Annotated in this window: 10 protein-coding genes; 5 read left to right on the forward strand and 5 right to left on the reverse strand. The window is 60.0% G+C overall.

What is annotated here, in order from left to right:
- Positions 1–73 precede the first annotated feature (73 nt).
- Together FHL16_RS18570 and FHL16_RS18575 are read left to right on the forward strand one after the other, a co-directional pair.
- Positions 74–2,560: a circularly permuted type 2 ATP-grasp protein gene (locus FHL16_RS18570; RefSeq protein WP_077748931.1), complete on the forward strand. Its 2,487-nt coding sequence runs from the start codon at positions 74–76 to the stop codon at positions 2,558–2,560.
- Complete coding sequence (locus tag FHL16_RS18575; RefSeq protein ID WP_010464171.1) at positions 2,560–3,450, forward strand: transglutaminase family protein; 891 nt, start codon at positions 2,560–2,562, stop codon at positions 3,448–3,450. The genes FHL16_RS18570 and FHL16_RS18575 overlap by 1 nt, the downstream gene beginning before the upstream one ends.
- Before the next feature lie 135 nt (positions 3,451–3,585).
- Here FHL16_RS18575 and FHL16_RS18580 read toward each other — a convergent pair whose 3' ends face one another.
- Positions 3,586–3,774: a hypothetical protein gene (locus FHL16_RS18580; protein WP_007947526.1), complete on the reverse strand. Its 189-nt coding sequence runs from the start codon at positions 3,772–3,774 to the stop codon at positions 3,586–3,588.
- Positions 3,775–3,842: 68 nt separating this feature from the next.
- A complete protein-coding gene (locus FHL16_RS18585; RefSeq protein WP_010464168.1) occupies positions 3,843–4,430 on the reverse strand; it encodes an LOG family protein in 588 nt (195 codons plus the stop codon).
- A 344-nt stretch (positions 4,431–4,774) separates the two neighbouring features.
- On the opposite strand from FHL16_RS18585, the gene azu reads away from it, so the two are divergent.
- Positions 4,775–5,221 carry an azurin gene (gene azu, locus FHL16_RS18590; protein WP_027921968.1) on the forward strand — a complete coding sequence of 149 codons (447 nt, stop codon included), beginning with the start codon at positions 4,775–4,777 and terminating at the stop codon, positions 5,219–5,221.
- Between the two features lie 178 nt (positions 5,222–5,399).
- On the opposite strand, the gene nadE is transcribed toward azu, so the two are convergent.
- The 3 genes from nadE to FHL16_RS18605 all read right to left on the reverse strand — a co-directional run bounded on the left by nadE (position 5,400) and on the right by FHL16_RS18605 (position 8,609).
- Entirely contained in the window at positions 5,400–6,227 is an 828-nt protein-coding gene (nadE, locus tag FHL16_RS18595) for an ammonia-dependent NAD(+) synthetase (RefSeq protein WP_010464159.1), read from the reverse strand.
- A gap of 4 nt (positions 6,228–6,231) precedes the next feature.
- Positions 6,232–7,467 (reverse strand): nicotinate phosphoribosyltransferase, encoded by a 1,236-nt coding sequence (pncB, locus tag FHL16_RS18600; protein WP_010464157.1) that lies wholly within the window; start codon positions 7,465–7,467, stop codon positions 6,232–6,234.
- Positions 7,468–7,703: 236 nt separating this feature from the next.
- Positions 7,704–8,609 carry a LysR family transcriptional regulator gene (locus FHL16_RS18605; protein WP_010464156.1) on the reverse strand — a complete coding sequence of 302 codons (906 nt, stop codon included), beginning with the start codon at positions 8,607–8,609 and terminating at the stop codon, positions 7,704–7,706.
- A 175-nt stretch (positions 8,610–8,784) separates the two neighbouring features.
- Between FHL16_RS18605 and amaB the strand changes: the two genes are divergently transcribed.
- Entirely contained in the window at positions 8,785–10,275 is a 1,491-nt protein-coding gene (amaB, locus tag FHL16_RS18610; protein WP_077748932.1) for an L-piperidine-6-carboxylate dehydrogenase, read from the forward strand.
- Positions 10,276–10,431: 156 nt separating this feature from the next.
- Complete coding sequence (gene amaA, locus FHL16_RS18615; RefSeq protein WP_010464152.1) at positions 10,432–11,715, forward strand: L-pipecolate oxidase; 1,284 nt, start codon at positions 10,432–10,434, stop codon at positions 11,713–11,715.
- The last annotated feature ends 78 nt before the right edge of the window (positions 11,716–11,793 follow it).

The raw sequence follows: 11,793 nt of genomic DNA on the forward strand, positions 1-11,793 counted from the left end.
CGGATTTTTCGTCTATCCGGGCGTCATGAGCCTGCGTTAGTCTGACCGTTCTTTGCTGTCTGCCGAGCTTTCCATGCCTGACCTGCTTGACCGCTACCCGCTGACGGCGGGCACTTATCACGAACTGCTCGACGACAGCGGCGCCGTGCGCCCCCACTGGCGCCGGTTGTTCGACCAATTGCAACGCAGCACGCCAGCGCAATTGGTGCAGCGTCAGGCTTTGTTGACCCGGCAGATCCAGGAAAACGGCGTGACCTACAACGTCTACGCCGACCCCAAGGGCGCGGATCGGCCGTGGGAGCTTGACCTGCTGCCGCATGTGATTGCCGCTGATGAGTGGCAGCAGTTATCGGCCGGGATTGCCCAGCGAGCTCGGTTGTTGAACGCCGTGCTGGCAGACCTTTACGGCCCGCAGCGATTGATTGCCGAAGGGCTGCTGCCGGCGGAACTGGTATTTGGCCACAACAATTTCCTCTGGCCCTGTCAGGGCATTACGCCGCCGGACGGGGCTTTTCTGCATTTGTACGCCGTGGATCTGGCGCGCACGCCGGATGGCCGCTGGTGGGTGACGGCGGACCGGACTCAAGCGCCTTCCGGTGCCGGTTATGCGCTGGAAAACCGCACCATCGTGTCCCGAGCGTTTCCCGAGTTGTATCGCGACCTGAAGGTGCAGCACCTGGCCGGGTTCTTCCGCACGCTCCAGGAAACCCTCGTCCGCCAGGCGCCAAACGATGAAGACGCGCCACTGATCGTGCTGCTGACGCCGGGACGTTTCAACGAAAGCTATTTCGAACATCTCTATCTGGCGCGCCAGCTCGGTTATCCACTGGTGGAAGGCGGCGACCTCACGGTGCGCGATGCTACGGTCTACCTGAAGACCCTCAGTGGCCTGCGTCGGGTTCACGCGATCATGCGTCGGCTCGACGATGACTTCTGTGATCCGCTGGAACTGCGTACCGACTCGGCACTCGGTGTGCCGGGCTTGCTCGAAGCCGTGCGGCAGGGGCGCGTGCTGGTGGCCAATGCCCTCGGCAGCGGAGTACTCGAGTCGCCGGGGTTGCTCGGCTTTTTGCCGAAGATCAATCAATTCCTGTTCGGCGAAGAACTGATCCTTCCGTCCATTGCGACGTGGTGGTGTGGCGAAGCGCCGGTGCTGGCCCAGGCGCTGGAGAAACTGCCGGAATTGCTGATCAAACCCGCCTTCCCGTCGCAAAGCTTCGCCCCTGTATTTGGCCGCGATTTGAGTGAAAAACAGCGTCAGGCCTTGGCTGAGCGCATGCAGGCGCGGCCTTATGCGTATGTTGCGCAAGAGTTGGCGCAATTGTCCCAGGCACCGATCTGGCAGGCCGAGGACGGTCAGCTGCAACCGCGAGCCATTGGGATGCGTATGTATGCGGTGGCCAGTCAAGACGGTTATCGGGTGTTGCCGGGCGGATTGACCCGGGTGGCCGCCGAAGCGGATGCGGAAGTGGTGTCGATGCAGCGCGGCGGTGCGAGTAAGGACACCTGGGTATTGGGGGATCGTCCGCCGAGCGGCGAGCAATGGAAAACCCAGCGCACGATCGGTGTGCATGACCTGGTTCGGCGCGATCCGTACCTGCCGTCGCGGGTGGTCGAGAACCTGTTCTGGTTTGGCCGCTATTGCGAACGCTGTGATGACAGCGCGCGATTGTTGCGGATCATGCTGGCGCGCTACGTCGATGGCGATGACCCGCAGGCCCTGGACGCGGCGGTCGACCTCGGCGAGCGCCTCAATCTGTTGCCAGACGAAGGTGAGTTGCCCGAGCGGTTGTTGGCGGCGTTACTCGGCGATGATTGGCCCTTCAGCCTGCGCTCCAATTTGCAGCGCTTGCAGTGGGCCGCCTCGCAAGTGCGCGGCAAGCTCTCGCGGGAAAACTGGCAGGCGCTGGTGGAATTGCAGCGCGAAGCCATGGAGCTGGAAACCGAAGAGCCGGATTTCGGTGAGTTACTGGATTTCCTCAACCGGCTGGTGATGTCCCTGGCGGCACTGTCCGGTTTTGCCCTGGACGACATGACCCGGGATGAAGGCTGGCGTTTTCTGATGATCGGTCGGCGGATCGAGCGTCTGCAATTTCTCAGCGCCAGCCTGGCGGCGTTTCTGCGCGGTGTCGGTGCCTTCGATCAGGCTGGGCTGGAATGGCTGCTGGAACTGGGCAACAGCAGCATCACATACCGCTCGCGGTACCTGGCGGTGGCACAGTTGATTCCGGTGCTCGATCTGTTGCTACTCGACGAGCAAAACCCTCATGCGGTGCTGTTCCAGTTAAAACTGGTGACCCGCACCCTGAAACGCTTGAACGATGATTTTGGCGTGCCTCGCGAAGCCGGTCTGCCGCAACTGGTGGAGCGCCTGGCGCGGTTCGATCTGGGCTGTCTGGAGAACTCGCTGTTCGGCGAAGCCAGCGTTCGCGCCGCCATCAACGGTCTGGCCGATTTGCTGCAAGAGATCGCCGATGCCAGCGGGCAAGTGTCGGATCGTCTGGCCTTGCGCCATTTCGCCCATGTCGATGATGTCAGCCAGCGCACGGTGTCAGTCTGATGAGCGCCCGTTACCAGATTCTCCACGACACCCATTATCACTACGACAGCCCGGTGTCCCTGGCCCAGCAACTCGCGCACCTGTGGCCACGGGCCTGTGCCTGGCAGCGCTGCACCGAACAACACTTGCAGATCAGTCCCGACCCGACCTCGCGCCGGGATGAGCTGGATGTATTTGGCAATCCACTCACCCGGTTGGCGTTTGAGCGGCCGCATGATGAATTGCTGGTCAACGCCCGGCTTACGGTCGAGGTGCTGGCCCGGCCAACGCTGGATTTCAATCAATCCCCCGCGTGGGAAGAAACCCGCAATGCGCTGACCTACAGCAGTCAGCCGCTTTCTACAGATTTACTGGAAGCGTGCCGTTACCGGTTTGAATCGCCCTATGTGCATCTGAAGCGCAACTTTGTCGAATTCTCGGAAAGCTGTTTTCCACCGGGACAGCCTTTGTTGCTGGGCGTCCAGGCGTTGATGGAGAAGATTTTCAGCGAATTCACCTTCGACGCCGAGGCGACTCAAGTGGCAACGCCGCTGGTGGAGGTGCTGGAGCGTCGGCGCGGGGTCTGTCAGGACTTCGCGCACCTGATGCTCGCTTGCGTGCGTTCCCGTGGACTGGCGGCGCGTTACATCAGCGGCTACCTGCTGACCCAGCCACCGCCCGGCCAGCCACGACTGATCGGCGCCGATGCCTCGCATGCCTGGGTTTCGGTGTTTTGCCCGGTGCTGGGCTGGGTGGATTTTGATCCGACCAACAATGTGCAACCGGCGCTGGAGCACATCACCCTGGCCTGGGGACGGGATTTTTCCGATGTGTCGCCGTTGCGTGGGGTGATTCTGGGGGGCGGCAATCACGACCCCGAGGTCCGAGTCACCGTGATGCCCCTGGACTAACAAAATCCCCTGTAGGAGCGGTGTAAGTCAGTTCGGGATGGGGTGTTTCAGATTGGCCTGTGAGGGTCAGCAAGGAACTGCTGACCCTGGACACAGATCCGGTGGGCCTGATCAGATCATCGGGCCCTGAGGGTCTCAGGCGTCGGGCGCCTGATCTTTCGGTGCTTCAGTTTCGTCTGTAGCCACTTCGCCTTCGGCATCCGGGTTCAGTGCTGCTGCTTCTTCTTCAGCTGTAGCTTTCTTGCGCTGAAGCTTTTCCTCTTTCTTCTGCTCCTTGGCCAAGTCTCTCTGACGTTTGGCGAAGGAATAATTAGGTTTAGCCATGGGCGATCCTCTGGGGTCGAAGGTGAGGTTGAGCGGCGCATATTCTGCCCTGTATCGGGACCGAGCCGTTAGCTGGGTTTTTGCTCTGTCCATTTGGGCACCACTGTCGGCTGCCAAGCGTCCAGCGCATCGATCAGGGTTTGCGGCGATTCGCTCACTTGCAGCATGTCACGGTGCGCTTCGCGAACGAAGCCTTCGCCGACGATATGATCAAGAAAACCGGTCAATTTGCTATAGAAACCGTTCACTTCCAGCAACCCGAGCGGTTTGCCATGGTAGCCGAGCTGGCCCCAGGTCCAGACTTCGAACAATTCTTCCAGGGTGCCCAGGCCTCCGGGCAGCGCGATGAAGGCATCGCTGAGCTCGGCCATTCGCGCCTTGCGCGCATGCATGCCGTCGACCACTTCCAGACGAGTCAGGCCGCTGTGGCCGATTTCCTTGTCTTTGAGGCTTTGCGGAATGATTCCGATCACTTCGCCGCCGGCCGCCAGTGCCGCATCGGCGACGATGCCCATCAGCCCGACGGCGCCGCCGCCATAGACCAGGGTCAGCTTGCGCTCGGCCAGTGCTCGCCCGAGGGCGACAGCCGCTTCACGATAAGCCGGACTGGTGCCGGTGCTGGCACCGCAAAATACACAAACGGACGCTAAAGACATGCCTTACTCCACGGTCAGGATGGCCATAGAGTAAAGGCAGGCGGGCGGCGCTCCAAGGTCTAAACTTCGCGTTCAGGTGTTTCGTAGGTGCCGCTGGCGCCACAGGCATAAGCGGCGAGCAAACTGCGCAACAGGCTGTTAAAGGACATGACAGGCGCTCCAGATCAGGGATGACGGCCTGATGATAGGGCCGGGCCAGACGTCTGGCTGGTAGATTGTTTCGATAGGTGTCATAGCCCGAAAGTTGTATACAATTTTTGATTCAGGTCATAGGAACTTGCGCAGTTTTCAGGCAGTCTTCTGTCCATTCGCACTTTTGTTAACCCCTGCCTTGGAGATTCACCATGTTTGCCAAACTTGTTGCGGTATCCCTGCTGACACTGGCCAGCAGCCAACTGATGGCTGCTGAATGCAAGGCCACTGTCGACTCCACCGATCAAATGACCTTCAACACCAAGGCCATCGAAATCGACAAAAGCTGCAAGACGTTTACCGTAGAACTGACCCACTCCGGCAGCCTGCCGAAAAATGTCATGGGCCATAACCTGGTGATCAGTAAAGCGGCAGATATGCAGCCGATCGCTACCGATGGCCTGGCAGCCGGTATCGACAAAAACTATCTGAAAGACGGTGATGATCGCGTTATTGCTCATACCAAAATCATCGGAGCCGGAGAGAAGGATACGCTGACCATCGATGTATCGAAGCTGACAGCGGGCACCGATTACGGCTTCTTCTGCTCGTTCCCGGGCCACATCTCGATGATGAAAGGTACGGTTACCCTGAAGTAATCGATTCGAGTACATAAAAAAAGCGTCCCGATTGGGACGCTTTTTTTGTGCCTGACGAAAGACCGGGTCATCGTTCTTCGTCGGAACGCCGCCCGGAGCAGGCTCGCTCCCACAGGTACAGCGTTGTCCTTGTGGGAGCGAGCCTGCTCGCGATGGCGTCAGTACAGGCGCCGCAGCTTCAAGGCGCGAACGGCATCACGCGCTTGTGATGGGTCTTTTTATACGTATCGCAAATAATCCTGAACGCTTCCTCACGCACCGGCTGGCCGTGCAGGAACGCGTCGATCTCGGCATAGGTCACGCCGTGGGACGCTTCGTCGGGTTTGCCCGGCGACAGGTCTTCAAGGTCGGCGGTCGGGATTTTTTCCACCAGCGATTCCGGCGCGCCGAAACTGCGGGCGATGTCTCGAACCTGGTTTTTCACCAGACCACTCAACGGGGCCAGGTCGCAGGCGCCATCACCGAACTTGGTGAAGAAACCCATCACCGCTTCCGCCGCGTGGTCGGTACCGATGACCAGCCCGTGCGCCGCGCCGGCGATGGTGTACTGGGCGACCATGCGCATCCGCGCCTTGGTGTTGCCGAGCACGAAATCCACCGAGACCGCGTGCTTGCCTTCGAAAGCCGCCACTTCATTGGCCAGGGCTTTCACCGCCGGGCCGATGTTCACGGTGTGACGTTCGTCCGGGGCGATGAAATCCACCGAGGCCTGGGCATCGTGTTCATCGAATTGGGTTTCATAAGGCAGGCGCACGGCGATGAACTTGTAGCTTTTGTCGCTGGTTTGCTCGCGCAACTCACGCATGGCGCGTTGGGCCAGCAGGCCGGCAGTCAGCGAGTCGACGCCGCCGCTGATGCCGAGCACCAGGGTCTTGAGCCCGGAATTGACCAGGCAATCCTGAATGAAGCTGACCCGCCGGGCGACCTCGGCCTCAAGGGCTGCGTGGTCGGCGAATGGCGGCTGAACCTTGAGCTGCTCAGCAATCTCACGCTGTACGGCTTGCATGAATTCACTCCTTGCTAGTGGTGCCAGATGTGCTGGAAAGGGCGGCAGGTACTTTGAAAACGTGTCGCAAATAGGCGACGAAATTCGGGTCTTTGCAGTGAGTCTTGCCAGGCTCATCGGAAATCTTTGCCACGGGCTGGCCGTTGCAGGCCGCCATTTTAAGCACGATGCTCATCGGTTCGACACCCGGAATATCACACGTCAGGTTGGTGCCGATCCCAAAGCTGACATTAATCCGACCGCGCAACGCCCGAAATATTTCCAGGGATTTTGGCAGCGTCAGGCTGTCGGAGAACGTCAGGGTCTTGCTCATCGGGTCGATGCCCAGCTTTTGATAATGGGCGATCGCCTTTTCTGCCCAGATCACCGGATCGCCGGAGTCATGGCGCAGGCCGTCGAAGAGCTTGGCAAAGAACAGGTCGAAGTCGTTGAGAAAGGCATCCATGGTGATGCAGTCGGTCAGGGCGATCCCCAGCAGACCCCGATACTCGCGCACCCAGCAATCGAGGGCGGCAATCTGGCTGTCGATCAGTCGGGGACCGAGTTGCTGGTGCGCCATGATCCATTCGTGGGCCATGGTGCCCAAAGGTTTCATGTCCAGTTCCCGTGACAGATGCACGTTGCTGGTGCCGACGAAACGCCCGGGGAAATCGTGCTTGAGCACGTTCACCACTTCTTCCTGCACGCGGAACGAGAAACGACGGCGTGTGCCGAAATCGGCTACCTGCAGTTCGGACAATTCGTCGCTGCTGGCGTTGGCGGTCAACCAGTCGAACTTGCGGTAGAGCTGCTCGCGAGCCTGTTCCAGAACAATTTCGCGGTAGCGATAGCGGTTGCGCACTTCGCTGACGATGGAAAGCAGCGGTACTTCAAACAGAATCACATGCAACCACGGCCCGCGCAGGCGGATGAACAGCTCGCCGTTTTCGATACCCGTGTGGACGTAACGCAGGTTGAAGCGGAACAGCCCGAGAAAACGCAGGAAATCCGGCTTCATGAAGCTGATGCGTTCCATGAAGCTCAACTGGTCGGCGCTCAGGCTCAACTCGGCCAGGCGTTCGATCTGGAAGCGGATTTCTGCCAGATACGGGCGCAGATCCTCACTGTTACGGCAACGAAACTCCCATTCGACTTCCACGTTCGGGTAGTTGTGCAGCACCGCCTGCATCATCGTCAGTTTGTAGAAATCGGTGTCGAGCAGGTTCTGCACAATGCGATCGCCAAACACGCTCTCGCTCATAACGGGGTTCTCCAGGCGGGCCGCGGCCTGTGGTCGCGACGTTTCAGCTGTTTCTATGAATGGGGCTAGTGGCGCATATCAGAGGCAGTTATTGCCAGCGATTTTTTAGACAGTACATATCCTTGTGGCGAGGGAGCTTGCTCCTGCTGGGGTGCGAAGCGCCCCCAATACAGGACTGCTGCGCAGCCCAACGGGAGCAAGCTCCCTCGCCACAAGAATTAGCCGGGGCTTCAAATCTACGGCGTGTCCGGGCTGTCGATCTGCTCGAGCATCCACTTCACAAAATCGCGCACCTTGGGCACTTCCGCCGAGTGCTCGGGATACGCCAGGTAATAGGCATCCGTGCTTGGCATCGCGTGTTTCCAGGGGATAACCAGTTTGCCGTCCGCCAACTCTTCTTCCACCAAAAACCTTGGCAATAGCGCCACGCCGCAGCCGACCTGGGCGGCGCGGATGCACATATAAAACGTTTCGAAGCGCGGGCCGTGGTAGCTGTGTTCGGTGTGGTAGCCCTGACTGTCGAACCAGTCGTGCCAGGCCTGGGGCCGCGAGGCGTTTTGCAACAGGACGAGGTCGGCGAGCTGCGTAGGGTCGGTGAACGGCGTGTCCGGCAGGCTGCCCGGCGCGCAGACCGGCACCAGCTCCTCGCCAAACAGCTTCAGGCATTCGGTGCCGGGCCGCGAGCCTTGGCCGAAGTAGAACGCCAGGTCGCTGCGACCTTGCAGCAAATCGTCGGCTTCCTGCTCGCTGCACAGGTCCAGATGGATTGACGGGTGGCGCAGGCGCCAGCCTTTCAGACGTGGCACCAGCCAGCGTGCGCCGAAGGTCGGCGGCGTCGAAACCCGCAAGACTTCGGTTTCGCCGCCGTAGGAACGCAGGTAATGGGTCGACATCTCGACCTGGGTGAGGATTTTTCGTACTTCCACCAGGTACAAATCACCGGCCGGGGTCATTTGCAGGCGTCGGCGCACCCGGCGGAACAGCAAGTGCTGCAACAACTCTTCGAGTTGCGCGACCTGTTTGCTGACGGCGCTCTGGGTCAGGTTCAGCTCTTCGGCGGCCCGGGTGAAGCTCAAATGCCGGGTCACGGCCTCGAAACACTGCAGTGCGGTGATCGACGGCAAATAGCGTTTATTCAGCATGGACGGTCCTTTTTCTTGTTTCTTTTACTGCCAGCAATTCAAAGCATGAATAAACGGAATGATATCTCTCTTAAAGGTCGTTTGTTGGGTAACCTCCGGGGAGCTAAAACTACAGGTCTGATCAGCCGTGAATGTCCGGCTGTACGTTTTCTGTTTTTTGCTCGAGGAGTGACCCATGGTTGCCGCATTGCTTGATCGTCTTGGTGTGAACCCGGCCCTGTACCAGAACGGCAAAGTGCCGGTGCATTCGCCGATCGATGGCAGCCGGATCGCTGCCGTGAACTGGGAAGGCGCCGCTGAAGTCGAGCAGCACATCAGTCGTGCAGATCATGCGTTCGAATTGTGGCGCAAGGTCCCGGCCCCGCGCCGTGGCGAACTGGTGCGTCAACTGGGCGACATCCTGCGCGAATACAAGGCCGACCTCGGCGAGCTGGTGTCCTGGGAAGCGGGCAAGATCACACAGGAAGGCCTGGGTGAAGTTCAGGAAATGATCGACATCTGCGATTTCGCCGTCGGCCTGTCCCGTCAGCTGTACGGCTTGACCATCGCGTCCGAGCGTCCTGGCCACCACATGCGCGAAACCTGGCACCCGCTGGGCGTCGTCGGCGTCATCAGCGCCTTCAACTTCCCGGTTGCGGTCTGGGCCTGGAACACCACGCTGGCGCTGGTCTGCGGCAACCCGGTGATCTGGAAACCGTCCGAGAAAACCCCACTGACCGCACTGGCCTGCCAGGCGCTGTTTGACCGCGTACTGAAGAACTTCAGCGACGCACCTCCACACCTCAGCCAAGTGATCATCGGCGGCCGCGATGCCGGCGAAGCGCTGGTCGATGACCCGCGTGTCGCGCTGATCAGCGCCACCGGCAGCACCCGCATGGGCCGTGAAGTGGCGCCAAAAATCGCCGCACGTTTCGCCCGCAGCATTCTGGAGCTGGGCGGCAACAACGCCATGATCCTCGCCCCAAGCGCCGACCTGGACATGGCCGTCCGCGCCATCCTGTTCAGCGCCGTCGGCACCGCCGGTCAGCGTTGCACCACGTTGCGTCGCCTGATTGCCCATGAGTCGGTGAAGGAAGAAATCGTCACTCGCCTCAAGGCTGCCTATTCCAGGGTCCGCATCGGCAATCCGCTCGAGGGCAACCTGATCGGTCCGCTGATCGACAAAAACAGTTTCGAAAACATGCAGGACGCGCTGGAACAAGCCCTGAGCGAAGGCGGCCGGGTGTTTGGCGGCGAACGCCAGCTGGAAGACAAATACCCGAACGCTTATTACGTCTCGCCGGCCATTGTTGAAATGCCGGAGCAGAGCGATGTGGTCTGCAATGAAACCTTCGCACCGATCTTGTACGTGGTCGGTTACAAGGACTTCGACGAAGCGCTGCGTCTGAACAACTCGGTGCCACAAGGCCTGTCCTCGTGCATCTTCACCACCGACGTGCGTGAAGCCGAACAGTTCATGTCGGCGGTGGGCAGCGACTGCGGCATCGCCAACGTCAACATCGGCCCGAGCGGTGCGGAAATTGGCGGCGCGTTCGGTGGCGAGAAAGAAACCGGTGGTGGGCGTGAGTCGGGCTCCGATGCATGGCGCGGCTACATGCGCCGCCAGACCAACACCGTGAACTACTCGCTGGAGTTGCCGTTGGCTCAGGGCATCACGTTCGACTGATCCTCGAGTCGAACAGTGATCCCCTGTAGGCGTGAGCCTGCTCGCGATTGCGGTCTATCAGTCAACATAGATGTTGAATGTTAAATCGCTATCGCGAGCAGGCTCACTCCTACATTTTGAACTGTGTGTTGGTTAGGTTTCTGTTGGAGTCTGGCAATGCCGTTACGCGAAGAGTGTCTGTGGGAAAAACTGACGCCGCAAAGGCCCGACAATGCCGCGCTCAAGGGCGAAGTTACCGTCGATGTCTGCGTCATTGGCGCCGGTTTCACCGGCCTGTCGGCGGCGGTGCATCTACTTGAAAAAGGTAAAAAGGTCTGCGTGCTCGAAGCCCATCGCGCCGGTCACGGCGGTTCGGGGCGCAACGTCGGTCTGGTCAACGCCGGGATGTGGATTCCACCGGACGAGATCGAAGCCGGGTTCGGCGAAGCGGTGGGCAGTCAGCTCAATCGCATGCTGGGTGCAGCGCCATCGCTGGTGTTCAGCCTGGTCGACAAATACAACATCGATTGCCAGTTACGCCGCGAAGGCACGCTGCACATGGCGCACAACGCCCGTGGCGAAGCCGATCTGCGCAGTCGCGAAGAACAATGGAAACGTCGCGGAGCACCGGTCGAACTGCTGACCGGGCAATCCTGCGAACAAGCGACGGGTACCAAAAAGATTGCTGCCGCGCTGCTCGACAAGCGTGCCGGCACGATCAATCCGATGGCTTACACCACGGGGCTGGCCAAAGCGGCCATCAGCCTCGGGGGCCAACTGTTCGATCATTCTCCGGTGACCCGACTTGAACGTCAGGGCCAACGCTGGTCGGTGCAAACCGCTCAGGGATCAGTGCTCGCCGAGCAAGTGGTCATCGCCTCCAACGCTTATACCGAAGGTGACTGGACGGAGTTGCGGCGCAATTTCTTCCCCGGTTATTACTATCAAGTGGCGTCGGTCCCGCTGACCGAAGACGCCGCGCAGCAAATTCTGCCCGGCGGGCAGGGTTCCTGGGACACGCGCCAGGTACTGAGCAGTATTCGTCGCGACAAAGACGGCCGTCTGTTGCTGGGCAGCCTCGGTAACGGCAATCAGAAACCGGCCTGGTTCCTCAAGGCCTGGGCCGATCGGGTGCAGCAGCACTATTTCCCCTACCTCAAACCCGTGGAATGGGAATGCACCTGGACCGGTTGCATCGCGTTTACCCCGGACCATTTGATGCGTTTGTTCGAGCCGGCGCCCGGTTTAGTGGCAGTCACCGGTTACAACGGCCGGGGCGTGACAACGGGGACGGTGGTCGGCAAAGCCTTTGCCGATTATCTGTGTAACGGAAATCCTGAGGCGCTACCCATTCCCTTTGCCCCCATGCAGCCATTGGCCGGGGTGGGTTTGCGCAGTTGTTTGTACGAGGCCGGTTTCTCGCTGTATCACGCAGGCCAGTGCTTGCGGATCGTTATTTGATTGTTGAAATTTGTTGCTGGGAGCGGCGCTTTTTCGCGCAGCGACTAGCCTGTAAAAGGTGCGGGTTGTAGCAGTTCC

Origin of the sequence: Pseudomonas sp. FSL W5-0299 (assembly GCF_005930655.1) — a bacterium.
Taxonomy (GTDB): Bacteria; Pseudomonadota; Gammaproteobacteria; order Pseudomonadales; family Pseudomonadaceae; genus Aquipseudomonas; species Aquipseudomonas mandelii.